The sequence below is a fragment of the Streptomyces sp. 8L genome (genome assembly GCF_020176795.1).
Classification (GTDB): domain Bacteria; phylum Actinomycetota; class Actinomycetes; order Streptomycetales; family Streptomycetaceae; genus Streptomyces.
Genome location: NZ_JAIUKE010000271.1, coordinates 1 through 17,053 on the forward strand (window position 1 = coordinate 1; position 17,053 = coordinate 17,053).

Here is a 17,053-nt window from a genome sequence, read left to right on the forward strand (position 1 = left end):
GGGCGGGCACGGGGGGGGTGTGACGTAGTGCGAACTGCCGGTGCCCTCAGGTGGGTTGTACGTCCGGCGACGGTGCGCCCGGCTCCGCGGCGCCAGGACGTGTGGGTGTCCCCGGTCCCGTCCCGCCCCGGCCGTGTACGGGACCGGACGGAAGCGCGTTGCGGGTGCGCCTGCGGAAGACGAGGAATCCGGCGGAGGCGGACGCGGCGAGCCAGAGGAGCTGGATGGCGAGGCCGTGGGTGGCCGGTGCGGTGGAGAACGCCGCGGACATGCCGGCCTGCACGGCGCCGTACGACGGGAGGAAGCGGACGACGGCGCTGTCCGATCCGGAGCTGGAGAGGGGGTTTTGCAGGGCGACGTCGAGGATGCTGATCATCAGGATGGCGAACATGCCCTCCACCTCGCGGCGCAGGACCGATCCGAGTACCACGCCGAGCGCGCCGTAGGTCATGGCGGCGCAGAACAGCGCGGCGGTGAGCATGAGGGGTTGCCGGGGCGGCCAGGCGACGGCGGTGACGGCCGTGGCGTAGGCGGCGACGGCCGCACAGACCAGGGTGAGCGCCGACAGCTTGGCCAGCACCAGGTGAACGCGGGGGTAACCCGCCATGGCCAGGCGCCGGTCGAACGCCCCGCCCGTGAACGTGGCGGCGAACATCATGAATCCGGCGATCAGGGTGACGGCGTTCAGCGCGCCGGTGATCTGGGTGAGGTGGTTGCCCGCCGGGGAGAGGATCTGGCCGGTGGCACGCAGCCGGAACGGCGCCCGGCGGTCGGGGATGGTCACGTAGGCCAGGGCGATCCAGGTCGGGATGTAGACGACCACGAGCAGCATCGCGAACCGGTTCCTCGCGTGCCCGGTCAGCGCGTAGCGGGAGGCGGTGGCGAACAGGGACCAGTGCCGTCTCACGCGGTCACCCCCGACGGGTGGTCCTGGCGGTGGAGGCGCCCGCCCTCAAGCCGCCACAGTTCGTCGAGCCGCCCGGTGTCGTACGCGAGGTGCGAGACCACGAGCACGGAGCGCCCGGCGTCGCACAGTGCCCTCGCGAGCTTCCAGAAGCGCAGGTAGGTGTCCCAGTCGAAGCCCTGGTACGGCTCGTCGAGCAGGAGCACCTCCGGGTCGTGCATGAGCGCGAGGGTCAGGTTCAGCTTCTGCCGGCAGCCGCCGCTGAGCAGGCCCGCGCGCTGGTCGAGGTACTCCGTGAACGCCAGCGCCTCCATCAGTTCCCCCGCACGCCGCAGGTCCCTGAGTCCGAACGCGCTCTTGAAGAGGTCGAGGTGCTGGCGGACGGTGAAGGAGTCGTCCAGGACGGCGCTCTGCGGACAGTAGCCGAACCGGCCGCGGTGCCCGACCGATCCCCGGTCGGGGCGCAGCTCGCCGGAGAGGATCTTCAGCAGTGTCGTCTTTCCGGCGCCGTTCTCCCCCACGATCCCGGCGAGGACGCCCGGACGCAGGGTCAGGCCGACCCCGCGCAGGACGGGGCGGTGCCGGTAGGAGTGGTGTACGTCTCTGACGTCCATCACACCGCTCCGTCCCTGACGCGCCGGCGTCGCGGCGTTCGGGAGGGGAGAAGGCCTTCGGGCAAGGGGTACGGCGTGCCGCGCGTGGCGTCCGTCCACCGCGGCGTCCACGCCCTCACGCGGCACGCGCCGCAGCCTCGTCCAGCTCTGTTGCCGCCTGCTCCCACAGGCCCGGCAACCGTGCCGCCAGGGGCAGTCCGCCGTCGGTCATGAAGGACACCTCGGCCCAGGTCCCGAAGAAGGACAGGCCCACCCCGAAGAGGTGGCCGGGGAGCAGGAGCGGGAGCAGGGCCGTTCCGGTCACCCGGGTCTCCCCCAGAGCGGCCTCGTCCGCCAGCGGCATCGACGTGGCCAGGATGTCGGTCACGCGGGGCGAGAACACACCACGCATGTACCACTCGGTCGGACGGTCGGGCATGAATCTGACCATGTCCTGGACGGCCTGCCGCCACGGCTCGCGCCTGAGCCTCGCGGTCGCCGCCCGGACGCGCTCCAGCCGCCGCAGGGGCAGGTCGGCGTCGGCGGGAGACGCCCCGGGCCGCGCGGGGCTCGGGTTCACGGGCAGTGTCACCGGCAGGGCGAAGCAGCGGTTGCCCCAGGTCTGTTCCTCGTCCTCGCGCCGGGCGTCGACGGGCATCAGCGCGCGGACGCGCGGCAGCGGCACACCGGATCTGGCCGACCAGGAGGACAACGCGCCTGCGAGCGCGGCGAGATGCGCGTCGTGCGCCGATCCGCCCCGGGCCGCGGCGATCCGCCGGAGGACGTCCAGCGGTACGCGGCCCCGCCACAGCCGCCGCTCACCGGTCGGTGTGAAGCGTGCGGCCGGTTCGCGGCCGAGGGCGCCGAGGGCCGCGAACCCGAACTTGGCGGACAGGCCGAGCGCGAGTCCCGCGCGCCGCGGCAGGGCGGCGCGGCCCGGGCGCGGCACGGGGCGCGCCGAAGGCTCCCCCGCGCCGAGCAGGGTCCGAAAGGCGAGTGCCGCGGCCGAGCCGTCCTGGCAGGCGTGCTGGAACCGGTAGCACACCGCGTAGGCGTCGGGAGCGTGGCCGTGGACGAGCCAGATCCCCCAGCGCGCGCCCGGCGGGAAAGGCGCGTTGAGCGCGGTGTCCATGGCGGACTCCCACTGTCCCGGACCGTCCGCGACCGCCTCGTGGACATGCCGTTCGACCGTGAAGTCCGCGTCCGGCCGCCAGGTGGAGTGCCGGGGGGCGCCGTCCACGCGGGCGGTGAACATGGGGAGGCGGGGCAGGCTCAGGCCCACGTACGCGCGCAGGTCGGCGAGGCCCGGTGGCGGACCGCTCAGATACGCGACTCCGCCCGCGTCCCAGCGGACCTGGGGATGTGTCCGTTCCAGGCTGAGGAACGCACGGTCCACGGAGTGCGTACGGCGACCGGCGGGCGGAAGGGGTGCGGAGCGGGCGTGCGGGACGGACGGGGCGGACGCGGTCATGAAGGCTCCGGTTCTCGTCGGCCGGGAATGCGCGAGTGGGATGACGCGTCGGCCTGGACCCACCACCACGGTTATAGCGGGCGCCCGCGGCGCTCCGCACCGGCGCCCGCGCGCCGTCCTGAGCCCGGGCCAGGGTCGCCGCGCGGCGCCGCACGCCGTCGCGCCGCTTGTCAGCCCGTCCGCCGGGCCGTCGGCGCAGGTCCCGAGGCACACCTACCGGATCACCCGAAATGATGACACGTTCCCGACGGGTGGCCAGGTTGTGTCGCATCACATCGTCTGTGCCTCGTGAGGCAGTTGTGATGTCACACGGGCAACGGAACGTCACTCGGACACACTCCCCAGTACACCGTTCGAGTGAGCTGCGGCGAGAGGTGGTCCGTCTCCCCCGGCCACCTGCGATGGTTCCCTGTGTTCTCGTGTTCTCGTGTTCTCGCGTTCTGGCGTTTCCGTGTTTCTTCGAGGCCCTTGGAGTCATGGTCGTGCACGTCGCCCTCACCGGCGCCACCGGTTTCCTGGGGCTCCGCCTCCTGCGCCGTCTGCTCACCACCCGGGCGACGTTGACCGTGCTGACCCATGCGGGTTCGGGTGACGCTCTGTCCCGCATCGCGCGGTTCCTCGAACTGTCCGGTGCCGGGGACGCCCTGATCGACGCGCTTCCCGGCCGGCTGCGTGTGGTGGAGACCGAGCTGGAGCGGCCCCGGCTCGGACTGTCCCGGCACGACTTCCAGGAGCTCGCCGACGGGCTCGACGCGCTGTGGCACAGCGCGGGCAGCATCAATCTCGAAGGAGACATCGCGCAGTTGCGCCGCGTCAATGTCGAAGGCACCCGGAGGGTCCTGGAGTTGGCCGCAGCCGGCCGAGGACGGCCCGTGCTCCACCACATCAGCACCGCCTTTGTGGCCGGGGCGCGGCGGGAGGGCGTGGCGTACGAGGACGAGCTGGACGACGCGTACGGCTTCGAGAACGCCTACGAGCGCTCCAAATTCGAGGCGGAGCACCTGGTCCGCGCGTGGTCGCGCGAACACGGCCGCCCGGCCGTGGGGGGGGGGCCGAGCATCCTGGTCACGGACCTGCCGTCGCACCCCGACCTGCCGCAGCACCCCCTCCAGGTCATCGAGCGGGTCCTGCGGGACTCGCTGCGCACCGCGGGCCTCGAAGCCTCCGGCGCCCCGCCTTCGGAGATGCGGCTGGTGGGCCACCGGTTCGGCCATCTGAACCTGATGCCGGTGGAGGACGCGGCGGAGGTCATGCTGCGCCTCGCCGGCCGGCCGCCCTCGGGCGGGGTCGACACGTACCACGTCGTGCACGGCCACGACGTCCCCGTCCCGACCATCGTCACGCTCCTCGGCCGGCTCGTGGATCTGGACATCGGCCTGGTCGCGGAGAGGCCCCGCGACCCGTCCCCGCTCGAAGCCCTGATGGATTTCTATCCGGGCTTCACCGCGTACCTCGGCCACCGCCGCCGCTTCGACGACACCCGTGTACGGACCGTGCTCGGGCCACCGGGGTCCGGGGCCACGGTGGATCTGGACTACCTGTGGTCGGGACTGGGCCCGCGACAGCCCACGAGGGCCTGACGGCTCCCACGCGCGACACACTCCCTCCCCACGACGACACCGACACCGCCGACGACGCCGACGACGGCACCGAGAGCACTGCCACCACCGAGACCACCGAGACCACCGAGACCACCGACAGCACCCAACGGCATTCCCCGGCACTCGGCATCGGCGAACGACGGCCAGGACGGGCGTTCCCCCGCCGCTCGCGTCGCACCCGACACCCGACACCCGACCCGCGGACGTCTCACCCCACTGGAGCCCGCCCTTGTCCCTCCTCGCAGGTCACGCCCCCTCCGTCAGCACATCGGCCCACTCGCCGGAAGAGATCGCCGCCCGTGCCCGCCTGATCCGCGAGCCCGTGCACATCGTCACCGACCCGACCGGCCGCGAGCTGGGCCTCGCCACCGGCGCCCGGCCAGGCGGCCCGCTGCTCGGCACGCTGCCGCCGCTCTACCCAGAGTGGCTCGGCGGGCGCACCTTCTGCGAGGCGCACGGCGTCCGGTTCCCCTACGTGGCCGGCGAGATGGCGAACGGCATCGCCACCACCCGGATGGTGACCGCGATGGCCCGGGCCGACATGCTCGGGTTTTTCGGCGCAGCCGGCCTCGCCCACGCCGACGTCGAGCGGGCCGTACGCACACTGTCCGACGAGTTGGCGGGCCGGACGAACTGGGGCGTGAACCTGATTCATTCGCCGGCCGAGCCCGCGCTGGAGTTCCGCGTGGCCAAGCTGCTGCTGCGGCACGGCGTACCGCGGATCTCGGTCTCCGCCTTCATGGAGCTGACACCGGCCGTCGTGCTGTGCTCGGCCCGGGGTCTGCGCCGCGACGCCGAGGGCCGCATCCTGCGGCGCTCCAAGGTACTTGCCAAGGTCTCCCGCCCCGAGGTGGCCCTCAAGTTCCTCTCGCCCGCGCCGCCCGACCTGCTGCGCCGGCTCGTCACGGACGGGGAACTCACTCCCGAAGAAGCCGACTTGGCCGCTCGGGTGCCGGTCGCCGAGGACATCACGGTGGAGGCGGACAGCGGCGGACACACCGACAACCGCCCGCTGGCGGCGCTGCTGCCGCGGATCGCCCGCCTGCGCGACGAACTCGGCGGGCGCTTCGGTTACCCGCAGCCAGTGAGGATCGGCGCGGCCGGCGGCCTCGGCACCCCGGACGCGGTGGCCGCCGCCTTCGCGCTCGGCGCGTCCTACGTGGTCGTCGGCTCGGTGCACCAGAGTGCCGTCGAGGCGGGTCTGTCCGACGAGGCCAAGGCGATGCTGGCCGAGGCCGACGTCGCCGATGTGACGATGGCGCCGGCCGCCGACATGTTCGAGTGGGGTGTCAGGCTCCAAGTGCTGTCCCGTGGCACCATGTTCGCCCAGCGGGCCGCCCGCCTCCACACGGCGTACCGGGAGCACGGCTCGCTGGAGGAGCTCCCGCCGTCACTGCGCGCCGCCATCGAACGGGACGTGCTGCGCGCCCCCGTGGACGAGATCTGGCGGCGTACCCGAGCGTTCTGGCACGAGCGGGACCCGGACGAGGTCGCCCGCGCGGAGGCGGACCCCAAGCACCGTATGGCGCTGGTCTTCCGGTGGTACCTGGGGAGCTCCAGCAGATGGGCGATCACCGGGGAGAGCTCCCGGCGCGGCGACTACCAGATCTGGTGCGGGCCCGCGATGGGCGCGTTCAACCAGTGGGCGGCCGGCACCTTCCTGGCCCAGCCGGCGAACCGGTCCGTCGTGCAGATCGCGCTCAACCTCCTCGAAGGCGCGGCTGTGCTCACCCGCGCCCACCAACTGCGCACCTACGGCGTCCCATTGCCCGCCTCGGCATTCACGTACACACCGTGCAGGCTCGCATGACCGGGGCGGGTGGCCCGCGGCCACCGGCGTCCGCCGTCCGACAGCAAGGAGAGTCCGTGTCTGACCCTGTGTCAGGCCCGCACGGCCAGGTACCCATCGCTGTGGTGGGCATCGGCGCGCTGGTGCCCGGCGCGACGGACGCGGGAGGCTACTGGCGGGCCGTGGTCTCGGGCCGGGACCTGATCACCGAAGTGCCCGCCTCCCGCTGGCTCGTGGAGGACCACTACGATCCCGACCCCACCGCGCCGGACAAGACCTACGCGCGCAGGGGTGCCTTCCTGCCGGAGGTCGACTTCGATCCGCTCGCCCACGGAGTTCCGCCGGCCAACCTGCCGGCGACGGACAGCGCCCAGCTGCTCGCCCTGCTGGTGGCCGAGCAGGTGCTGGCCGACGCGGGCGGCCTGGCCGGCATGGACCGCGAGCGGGTCGGTGTGGTCCTCGGGACGGCCGCCCTCGAACTGCTCCCGCACATGTACGGGCGCACCCACCGCCCCCTGTGGCTCAAGGCGTTGCGGGAGAGCGGCATCGCGGAGGACGAAGCGCAGGCGGCGTGCGACCGTATCGCGGAGCACTACGCGCCCTGGCAGGAAGCGACCTTCCCCGGACTGCTCGGCAACGTGGTGGCGGGCCGGATCGCCAACCGGTTCGACCTGCACGGCATCAACCACACCACCGACGCGGCGTGTGCCAGTTCGCTCGCGGCGCTGTCCACGGGCGTCGGTGAACTCGCGCTCGGCCGGTCCGACCTGGTGATCAGCGGTGGTGTCGACACCGGGAACGACATCGGCATGTTCGTGTGCTTCTCGAAGACACCCGCGCTGTCGCCCAGCGGCGACTGCCGGCCGTTCTCCGAGGCCGCCGACGGCACCCTGCTCGGTGAGGCCGTCGTCATGTACGCGCTCAAGCGGCTGTCCGACGCGGAACGGGACGGCGACCGCGTCCACGCGGTGATCCGCGGGATCGGCACCTCGTCCGACGGCAGGGACACGGCAATCTACGCGCCGCTGCCCGAAGGGCAGTCGAGGGCCCTGCGGCGCGCCTACGAGGAGGCGGGCTACGGGCCGGACACGATCGAACTGGTCGAGGCGCACGGCACGGGCACGAAGGCCGGGGACATCGCCGAACTGACCGCGCTGCGTGCGGTGTTCGCGGAGCCGGGGCGTTCGGACGAGCAGTGGTGCGCGCTCGGCTCGGTCAAGTCGCAGATCGGCCACACCAAGTGTGCGGCGGGCGCGGCGGGGCTGCTCAAGGCGGTCATGTCCCTGCACCACAAGGTGCTGCCGCCCACCATCAAGGTCGAGAGGCCCAACTCCGCGGCCACCGGCCGGGACAGCCCGTTCTACGTGAACACGCTGGCGCGCCCGTGGGTCCGCGCGCCCGATCACCCCCGCCGAGCGTCGGTGTCGAGCTTCGGCTTCGGGGGCAGCAACTTCCATGTCACGCTGGAGGAGTACGTACCGTCCGGGGCCTCGGGGCGCCCGGCGTGGCGCCGCCGCACGGCTTCCACCGAACTCGTCCTGTTCAGTGCCGCGTCGCCGTCCGCGCTGAAGGCACCGTCCGACGACAGCCGTCCACTGGCCGAACTCGCCCGGGAGAGCCAGCGGGCCTTCGTGCCCGAGCAGCCGGTGCGTCTTGCGATCGTCGCCTCGGACACCGAGGACCTGGCGGAGAAGTTCGCCACCGCGGCCGAGCTGATCCACCGGAGCCCGGACACCGCGTTCTCCACCCCGAACGGTGTCCACTACGCCTCCGGAGCCCCCGCGCCCGGCAGGACCGCCTTCCTCTTCCCCGGCCAGGGCGCCCAGTACGTGGGGATGGGCGCGGACATCGCCATGCTGTCACCGGACGCGCAAGCGGTCTGGGACCGGCTGGGCAGCACGCGGTTCGACGGCGTACCCCTGCACCGGGTGGTGTTCCCGCCACCGTCGTTCTCCGACCGGGAGCGTGCGAAGGCGACGGCCCTGCTGGCCGCCACCGAGTGGGCCCAGCCCGCGCTGGCGGTGCACAGCCTCGCCCTGCTCGGTGTCGTGCGCGGGCTCGGCCTGCGGCCCGACTGCGTGGCGGGCCACAGCTTCGGTGAACTGGTCGCCCTGCACTGCGCCGGTGTCCTGGACGCCGCGTCCCTGGTCGCCCTGGCCCGCGAACGCGGCACGTTGACGCGGGACGCGGCCGTCGCTCCCGGTGCGATGCTGGCCGTGGCGGCGAACGCCGAACGGGTGGCGGCGGTCCTCGAAGCCGACGGGCCACGTGATGTCTGGGCAGCCAACCACAACTCCCCCCGGCAGACGGTGCTTTCGGGCTCGACCGAGGCGATCGCGGAGATGGAGCGGGCGTTCGCGGCCCGGAGCGTCGGTACCCGGCGGCTGAACACCTCGATCGCCTTCCACAGCCCGCTGGTGGCCCCGGCGTGCGACCGGCTGTCCGCGCTGCTGGGCGGCGTCCCTTTCGAAGAGCCCAGGTTCGAGGTGTACGGCAACGCGGACGCGACCCCGTACCCGGCGGCGCCCGACGAGGTACGGCGCAGGCTCGCCCGTCATCTCGCCGCGCCGGTGCGCTTCCACGAACAGATCGAGGCGATGTACGCGGCGGGGGTCAGGACCTTCGTCGAGGTCGGTGCCGGTGCCACACTGACCGGCCTGGTCGGGCAGATCCTCGGCGACCGCGACCACGCGGCCGTCCCCCTGGAGCGGCCGGGCCGCTCCGGAGTCGACGCCCTGCACGCGGCGCTCGGCCGGCTCGCCGTACGCGGGACGCCGCTCGATTACGCATATCTGTGGGCGCCCTACGGGCCACCGGTGACACCAGCGAAGGAGCGCGTGCCGCGCATGACCGTGAAGATCGGCGGAGCCAACTACCGCCAGCCCCAGGCATCCGCCCAGGAGACCTCCGGCCTCCCCGCGGACCGTGCGGACGACCCCGGGCAGGCCGTGCCGCCCACGCGGCGGGCGGAGCCCGGGCCGGCCGCCGGGCCCGCAGTGGCACCGGTGGCCTCGTACGAACCGGAATCCGCGCATCTCCCGCCTCCCACGCCCGCCGCGGGTTCGGACTGGTACGCCCTGGTCGAGAGTGTCCAGCGGGAGACCGCACAAGCTCATGAGGCCTGTCAGCGCATGCTGGTCGACAGCCATATGGCGTTCCTGCGCATGACGGAGACGACCCTCGGCGCGATGCTGGGAGCGCCGGGCGCCACCGGCGTACCCGAAACCACCGCGCCCGCGCCGCTCGGCCCGCCACCGTCACTGCCGTCGCCGCCTTCGTCATCACTGCCGTCGCCGCCCACACCGGCCGGGGAGCCGTCGGCCGAATGGACCTTTACGCCTGCGGCCCAACCCCCCGCGTCCGAGATGCCCGTGGCGCCCACGCTTGCGCCCGCACCCGCGGCGTCCGCCCCTGTGGCCGTCCCGGAAGCCGCTCCCGAGCCGCTGTCGGCGCAAGGGCTGGAAGAACTGCTGATCTCGGTCGTGGCCCGGCTCACCGGCTACCCGGCGCACATGCTCAACGCGGACATGGAGCTGGAGGCGGACCTGGGCGTCGACTCGATCAAGCGGGTCGAGATCCTGTCCGCCGTACGCCAACAGGCAGACGGGGTAACGACGGAGAGCATGGCCCGGCTGGGCACGCTGCGCACCCTGCGGGACATCGTCGACGCCCTCACCGAACGCGTCCCCCCGGATTCTCCCGGGTCCGAGTCCGGGTCCGACATCGCCGAAGCCGGTGCGCCGGGAGACACCACTCACGGCACTGCTGAGGCCGAGGCGCCGAACACCACCCACGGCACCTCCGAAGCCGTGGCGCCGGACACCACCGGCCTTGGCACCGTCCCCGAGATCCCGGCGGCGCGCACCGGGCCGGAAGGACCTGTGACACCGGAGGAGCCCGTGACACTGACCAGGCTCGTGCCGCGTGCGGTGCCCGCACCGGCGTCCGGCCTGGCCCTTGCGGGCCTCGGGGACGGTCCCCTGGTGGTGACAAGAGGCGATGCCGGCGACGGCACGGTCGCGAGTCTGGTGGCGCGGAAGCTGACCGGGCACGGGATCGACGCCACCGCCGTGACGGAGGTTCCGCCGGGCGTGCACGGTGTGATCCACCTCGGCGCGCTGACCGGCACCGGCTCGCCCGACGAGGCGCGGGAGACGGCCCGTTCGGCGTTTCGCGCGGCTCGCGCGGTCGCGGCGCGGATGACGGAGGAGGGCGGGCTGTTCGTGACCGTGCAGGACACCGGGGGCGGCTTCGGACTCGACGGCCGGCGGCCCGACCGGGCCTGGCTCGGCGGTATCGCCGGGCTGGCCAGGACCGCGGCGAAGGAGTGGCCGAACGCGTCGGTCAAGGCGATCGACTGCGAGAGGGGCGGACGGGAACCCGATGCGGTCGCCGAGGCCGTGGTGGAAGAACTCCTCTACGGCGGGCCGGAATTGGAGGTGGGACTGCGCGCGGACGGTACCCGCGCCACACTGCGCATGGCCCCGGAGGCTCCGGCTCCCGGCGACGGGGCGCGGATCACCTCCGCATCGGTGATCGTGGCCACCGGAGGAGCACGTGGGGTGACCGCCACCGCGCTCCTCGACCTCGCCAGGACGCACCGGCCCCGGCTCGTCCTCCTCGGCCGGACCCGACTGGACCCGGAACCTGACGGGCTGGGGTCGGCCGTGGACGGCCCGGCCCTGACCCGGCTGCTGGCGGAGCGGGCCGCGGCGGACGCCGACGGCTCCTCGCCCGCGGACATCGCCGTACGGGCGCGGGAGATCCTGGCTGCCCGCGAGGTACGCGCGACGCTCGCGGCGCTGGAGGCGGCGGGCTCCGCCGTACGCTACGTACCGGTCGACGCGCGGGACGGCGCGGCGCTCGCCTCCGCGCTGGCCGACGTCCGGGCGGCGTGGGGCCCGATCACCGGCGTCGTGCACGGGGCGGGCGTACTCGCCGACAAGCTGATCGCCGACAAGACCGACGCGGCGTTCGACGAGGTGATGTCCACGAAGGTGGACGGCCTGCGCGCGCTGCTGGCCGCGACCACGGACGATCCGCTCGACGTGATCTGCCTGTTCTCCTCGGTGGCGGCGGTGTTCGGCAACGCGGGCCAGAGCGACTACGCCATGGCCAACGAGGTGCTCAACCAGGTGGCCTCCGCCGAGGCGCTCCGCCGTCCCGGCTGCCTGGTGCGCTCCGTGGCCTGGGGCCCGTGGCACGGCGGCATGGTCACGCCGGGTCTGGCCGGGCACTTCGGCCGGTCCGGCGTCGCGCTCATCCCCCCGGAGCGGGGGGCAGCCGCGTTCTCGGCCGAGCTGGAGGGTGCGGCCGGAGAGGCGCGCGTCGTCATCGCGGCAGGTAATGACGCGGCGGGTGATGACGGGCCAGATGATGACGCGGCGGCGGCGACCTGGGCGGCCGGCACCTCCACGGGCGGTCCCCGGCCGGCGGAGGTGCTGGTCCGGGAGAGCAGCCATCCCCAGCTGGCGGACCACAAGCCGGCCGGGGTTCCCGTGCTGCCCCTGGCGATGGCCCTCAACTGGTTCACCGGCGCTGCTGCCGCCTGGCGGCCCGGCACCGGCCGGCTGGCCCTGCGCGATGTCCGGGTGTACAGGAAGCTCGCCCTGCCGCGCCTCGACGACGCGGGCCACCGGCTCACCGTGCACGGCCGGCGTGCCACCGTCGGCGCGCCCTCGGATCTGGAGGCCGAGCTGCGGGACGAGGACGGTGTCGCACACGTCAGGGCTGTGCTGGAGTTCGAGCCGGCCGAACGCGGGCCGCGCACGTGGACGACCCCGGACGGGCTGGAGCGACCGACCCTCCGCGAAGGACAAGAGGGCCGGGAGAGGCAATGGGGCCAGGGAGGCGGGGAAACCCAGGACGTCCATGACGGACAGGAGGTCCATGCCGGACGGAAGGTCCCTGACGGACAGAAGGTCCCTGAGGGACGGAAGCTCTACGAGGGGCAGAAGCTCTACGAGGAGCGGAAGGTCCTCTTCCACGGCCCGCGCTTCCGGGCCCTGCGGGGCCTGCACGGCGTCTCGCGGCACGGGGCCGAGGCCGCCGTGGTGGGCACGAGGACCCTGGGATGGGCGGGTGAGCACTGGCCGCTCGATCCGGCCGCCGTCGACGGCGCGCTGCAACTCGCCCTGCTCTGGGCGGAGAACGTGCTCGGTGAGGCGACACTGCCCATGGCGGTCGCGGAGTGCGTGGTGCACCGGCGGGGCCCGGTGCACGACCCCGTGCGTTGTGTGGTGCTGGCCCGGAAGACGCACGAGACCGGGGCGCGGTGCGACGCCGCGCTGATCGATCCGGACGGGTCGGTACGTGTCGAACTGCTGGGCGTGGAACTCGTACGCCGTCCGTCCTGAACCGCCGGCCGTCCCGAACATCGCCGTCCGCCCTGAACCGCGTCGGCCGTCCTCAACCTCGCCGGCCGGTCCCGACCGGGCCGGGCCTGCCCGAGCCGCGCCGCGCCGCCTCGCGCCCGCGCCGACGCGTCATGAAGTGAGCTACGCATGGGATTCGAACCGATCGCCATCGTCGGCCGGGGCTGTGTGCTGCCCGACGCGCTCGACCCTGACACGTTCTGGGACAACATCGCCGCGGGCCGCAGCAGCCTGTCGGCCGTCCCGGACGGCCGGTGGCGGCTGCCGCACCGGTGGGCCATGGGTTCCGTGGAGGACCACCAGGACCGTACCTGGACCGATGTCGGCGGGTACGTAACGGGGTTCGAGTCCGTCTTCGATCCGAGCGGCTTCCGGATCGCCCCCGAGCGGATCATGGCGTTGGACCCGCTCTTCCACTGGGTGCTCCACGGTGCCCGCCAGGCACTCGCGGAGGCCGGGCGCGAGGGTCCGCTGCCGCGGGCGGGCCTGGTGCTGGGAAACCTGTCCTACCCCACGGCCGCGGGATCGGCCTTCGCCGAGCACGTGTGGCTGTGCGCCCAGCGTCCCGCTGTGCGGGACGCCCTGCTGCGGGGCGAGCGCCGGGAGCGGCCGGACGCGCGCAACCGGTTCTCGTCGGGGCTCCCGGCCCACCTCGCGGCCCGGGCGCTCGGTCTCGGCGCGGGCGCCTGGGCGCTCGACGCCGCCTGCGCCTCGTCGCTGTACGCGATCAAGCTGGCGTGCGACCGCCTGCACGACGGCACGGCCGACCTGATGGTGGCCGGCGCGGTCAACCGGGTCGACAACCTCTTTCTGCACATCGGGTTCTGCGGTCTGTCGGCGGTGAGCAGGACGGGCCGCAGCCGTCCGTTCCACCGGGACGCCGACGGGCTGCTGCACGGCGAGGGCGCCGGATTCGTCGCGCTCGTACGGCTGTCGGAGGCGCGCGCCGCCCGCCTGCCCGTCCTCGGGGTGATCCGCGGGATCGGGCTGTCCAACGACGGCCGCGGCGGCGGTCTGCTCAGCCCGGCCGAGGAGGGCCAGGCGCGCGCCATGCGTCTGGCGTACGCCGCGGCGGGTGTCGCGCCGGAGACGGTCTCACTCGTCGAGTGCCACGCGACGGGAACGCCGGTCGGAGACGCGGTGGAAGCTCGCAGCATGGCCCGGGTCTACGCCGCCGCTGACGACACACCCATCGGCTCCGCGAAGTCCAACGTCGGGCATCTGCTGGCGTCCGCGGGCGCGGCGGGGCTGCTGAAGGTGCTCGGTGCCCTGCGCGCGGGGACCCGCCCCGCGTCGCTCGGCGCCGAGCGTCCGATCTCGGCGCTGCGCGGCACACCGCTGCGGGTCCTGAGCGCGCCCGAGCCGTGGCCCGGATCGCGCAGGGCGGCCGTCAGCGCCTTCGGTTTCGGCGGCACCAACGCGCACGTGATCGTCGACGACGCCCGGCACGCGGAAGGCGAACGGATCTTCGCCGTGTCCGTACCGGGTCGTTCAGGGCCCCTGCCGGGTCGTACGGGGCTGTTGCCGCGCTGTACCGAGTCCCAACCGGATCACCCAGGTCCCCAACCGGATCGTCAGGAGTCCCAACCAGACCGTCCGGGGCCCCAACTGGATCGTCCGGGCAGAGAGGCTCGGGAGCCGGCGCAGGCCCTCGCCTCCGGGGAATCCGCGGCGGGGTCCGGATCGCCCGCCGCCGCGGGAACGGGCGGGGACCGCACGCCCGTGGCGGTCGTCGCCCTCGGCGTACGCGTCGGCGACGGGGCCGGCGCCGAGGACTTCCGGCGCGCGGTGCTCGGCGGCGAACGGCGCGGTCCGGCCACGGCCGTCAGCGTCGATCTGGCGGGTCTGGCCTTCCCGCCGCTGGCGCTTGAGCAGACGCTGCCGCAGCAGCTCCTGGTGCTCGAAGCGGCGCGTGAGGCCGTGCAAGGGGTGGCGCTGCCTCGCGAACGGACCATGGTCGTCGTCGGGATGGGGGTCGAGACCGGGGTGGCGCGTGCGGGTGCCCGCTGGCGGCTGCCGTACTGGCTGGAGCAGGCGGGACGGGCCGTCTCCACGTCCGCGCGGGCCAGTGCCCAGGACGCCTTCACACCGCCCATGAGCGCGGAACGGGTGGTCGGCACTCTGCCCAATCTCGTGGCCAACCGGATCAGCACCCAACTCGACCTGGGAGGGCCGGGTTTCGCGGTGTCGGCGGAAGAGGCGTCGGGGCCGGTGGCGCTCGGCCTCGCCGCGCGGGCCCTTCGTGCGGGCGAGGCGGACGCGGCGCTCGTCGGCGCCGTCGACCTGTCCTGCGAGCCGGTCCACCGCGCCGCCCTGCGCGAACTCGGCCGGGACACCGAACCGGGTGACGCCGCCGTGGTTCTGGTCCTCAAGCCCCTGGACGCCGCCCGCAGGGACGGCGACACCGTGATGGCCCTGCTGGACGAGGACGCGGCCGGCCCGCCCGACATGGTCATCGGGGACGGCGACGACACCGTGTACGATCCCGCCTCGGCCTTCGGCCGTGCCCACGCCGCCCACGGGCTGCTCTCCGTCGCCGTCGCGGTCACCGCCCTCCAGCACCGCGCCGTACCGTGCGCGGACGGGCCCGCGGACACCGGCGCCTCGCCCCGCACGGCCGAGGCGGTCACATCACCGCTGGAGGGCCCGGTCGCGCGGGTGCGGCTGCGGGCGGGTGACGCCCGGCCCTGGCTGCGGGGACCGGCTCCGCGGCTGCACGTCTTCTCCGGGGCCGACCGCCGGGAGGTACTGGCCGCGCTGGAGTCCGGGGCGGAGTCCTGCGAGGGACCGGCCCGGCTTGCGCTCGTGGTGCGGGACGACGGCGAACTCCGGGACCGCGGGGAAGCCGCCCGGCGCTGGCTGGCCGAGGGCGGTCCCCGGCCGGCCGACGCGCGCTACCGGGACGAGCCCGTGACGGGGCGTACCGCCTTCGTGTACACCAACGGCTCGGCCTCGTACCGGGGTATGGGCCACGCCCTGATGCTCGCGCTGCCCTCGCTCGACGAGAGCGTCATGGCGGCGCACGGGCCGGCCGGCGCCCGGGTACGGTCCGGGCCGCGGGCGCGGGTGCTCGACCAGATCCGGGGCGCCGCCGAGCTGGCCGCCGTCCACACCGTGCTCACCCGGGAGTTGCTCGGACTGCGGCCCGACGCGGCCATCGGCTACTCCTCGGGCGAGTCGGCGGCGCTGGTCGCGCTGGGCGCCTGGCCGGACGCGGCGGGACTGTACCGGGCCATCGGGGAGAGCGGTCTGTTCACGACCGAGCTCACCGGTGACCTCAGGGCGGTGCGGCGTGCCTGGGCACGAGTGGGTGTACGGGGTTCGGGCTGGTCGAGCTTCCTGGTCGGCGCGCCGCTCGACGCGGTCCGTGCGGAGCTCGCGGGCGAGGCCGCGGTGCACCTGATGGCCGTGAACGCACCGGGAGTGTGCGTCATCGGCGGCGAGTCGCGGGCGTGCGCGGCCGTCGTGGCCCGGCTCGGCGCCGATCGCGCGCTCCCGATCGACTACGACATCGCCGCCCACGTACCCGAGGTCGCCGAGGTTCGCGCAGCGTGGCGCGAGGTGCACCGCCGCCCCACCGTCGAGGTGCCGGGCGTGCGTTTCTACAGCGGGGCGAGCGGGCGGTCGTACCTCCCGACGTCCGAGCGGGCCGCCGACGCGCTGACCGCTCAGGGCCTCGGCACGATCGACTTCGCGGGCACGGTCGAGCAGGCGTGGGCCGACGGGGTCAGGGTCTTCGTCGAGCACGGTCCGCGCGCGCTGTGCACGGGGTGGATCAGGCGGGTGCTCGGCGACCGGGATTATGTGGCCGTCGCGCTCGACGCCCCGGACGACGACGGGCTGCGCCAGCTGTGCCTCGCGGTGGCCGAACTCGTCGTCGCGGGAGTGCCCGTACGCGCGCACGACCTGTTCGCGCGGCTCGAAGCCGCCGCCGTGCACCCACACGCGCCCGGCCCCGTCCTCACCGTGCCCGTGCCGGGCGCTCCCCGCCTGCCGGACCTGGACCAGCTCTCCAGTGACACGCCCGCGGTGATCATGCCGAGGGCTCCCGAGCTCGCACCCGTACCGGTGGAGCCGGCCCCGCCGACGGGCACCGCCGGGCCCTTCCCCGATGCCGCGCGGGACCTGCGGCCCGCCGCTCGCCCCCCGAGTGTCCAGGACCTGGTGGCCCGGCAGAGTCTGCGGGCGATCGCCCTCCATCAGGAGATCACGGCCCGGCACACCGAGGTCCACCAGCGGTTCCTGCGGGTGTCGGCCCAGGCACTGGCCCTGCTGACGGGCGCCGGGCGGCCGTACGGAACCCCCGCGGCTCCCGTACGGC

The 17,053-nt window shown here is 73.9% G+C and carries 7 protein-coding genes; 4 read left to right on the forward strand and 3 right to left on the reverse strand.

Features of this window, described 5'->3' with window-relative positions:
- Positions 1 to 46: 46 nt before the first annotated feature.
- The 3 genes from LCE31_RS22080 to LCE31_RS22090 all read right to left on the reverse strand — a co-directional run bounded on the left by LCE31_RS22080 (position 47) and on the right by LCE31_RS22090 (position 2,968).
- The gene (locus LCE31_RS22080) at positions 47 to 907 is read right to left on the reverse strand and encodes an ABC transporter permease (protein ID WP_225016762.1); all 861 of its coding nucleotides are present in this window, start codon (positions 905 to 907) and stop codon (positions 47 to 49) included.
- Positions 904 to 1,518, reverse strand: a complete 615-nt coding sequence (locus LCE31_RS22085) for an ATP-binding cassette domain-containing protein (protein WP_225016764.1) — start codon at positions 1,516 to 1,518, stop codon at positions 904 to 906. The genes LCE31_RS22080 and LCE31_RS22085 overlap by 4 nt, the downstream gene beginning before the upstream one ends.
- A gap of 115 nt (positions 1,519 to 1,633) precedes the next feature.
- Positions 1,634 to 2,968 (reverse strand): wax ester/triacylglycerol synthase family O-acyltransferase, encoded by a 1,335-nt coding sequence (locus tag LCE31_RS22090; protein ID WP_225016766.1) that lies wholly within the window; start codon positions 2,966 to 2,968, stop codon positions 1,634 to 1,636.
- Between the two features lie 476 nt (positions 2,969 to 3,444).
- Between LCE31_RS22090 and LCE31_RS22095 the strand changes: the two genes are divergently transcribed.
- The 4 genes from LCE31_RS22095 to LCE31_RS22110 all read left to right on the forward strand — a co-directional run.
- A complete protein-coding gene (locus LCE31_RS22095) occupies positions 3,445 to 4,548 on the forward strand; it encodes an SDR family oxidoreductase (protein ID WP_225016768.1) in 1,104 nt (367 codons plus the stop codon).
- Positions 4,549 to 4,798: 250 nt separating this feature from the next.
- Positions 4,799 to 6,379: a PfaD family polyunsaturated fatty acid/polyketide biosynthesis protein gene (locus tag LCE31_RS22100; RefSeq protein WP_225016770.1), complete on the forward strand. Its 1,581-nt coding sequence runs from the start codon at positions 4,799 to 4,801 to the stop codon at positions 6,377 to 6,379.
- Positions 6,376 to 12,714 carry a type I polyketide synthase gene (locus LCE31_RS22105; protein ID WP_225016772.1) on the forward strand — a complete coding sequence of 2,113 codons (6,339 nt, stop codon included), beginning with the start codon at positions 6,376 to 6,378 and terminating at the stop codon, positions 12,712 to 12,714. The genes LCE31_RS22100 and LCE31_RS22105 overlap by 4 nt, the downstream gene beginning before the upstream one ends.
- Before the next feature lie 147 nt (positions 12,715 to 12,861).
- On the forward strand, positions 12,862 to 17,053 hold a 4,192-nt coding region (locus tag LCE31_RS22110; protein WP_225016774.1), incomplete at its 3' end, for a type I polyketide synthase.

What these genes read in the sequence shown, in the direction of transcription:
- LCE31_RS22085 (WP_225016764.1), bottom strand. Translation starts at nt 1,518, where the DNA reads ATGGACGTCAGAGACGTACACCACTCCTACCGGCACCGCCCCGTCCTG.
- LCE31_RS22090 (WP_225016766.1), bottom strand. Translation starts at nt 2,968, where the DNA reads ATGACCGCGTCCGCCCCGTCCGTCCCGCACGCCCGCTCCGCACCCCTT.
- LCE31_RS22095 (WP_225016768.1), top strand. Translation starts at nt 3,445, where the DNA reads ATGGTCGTGCACGTCGCCCTCACCGGCGCCACCGGTTTCCTGGGGCTC.
- LCE31_RS22105 (WP_225016772.1), top strand. Translation starts at nt 6,376, where the DNA reads ATGACCGGGGCGGGTGGCCCGCGGCCACCGGCGTCCGCCGTCCGACAG.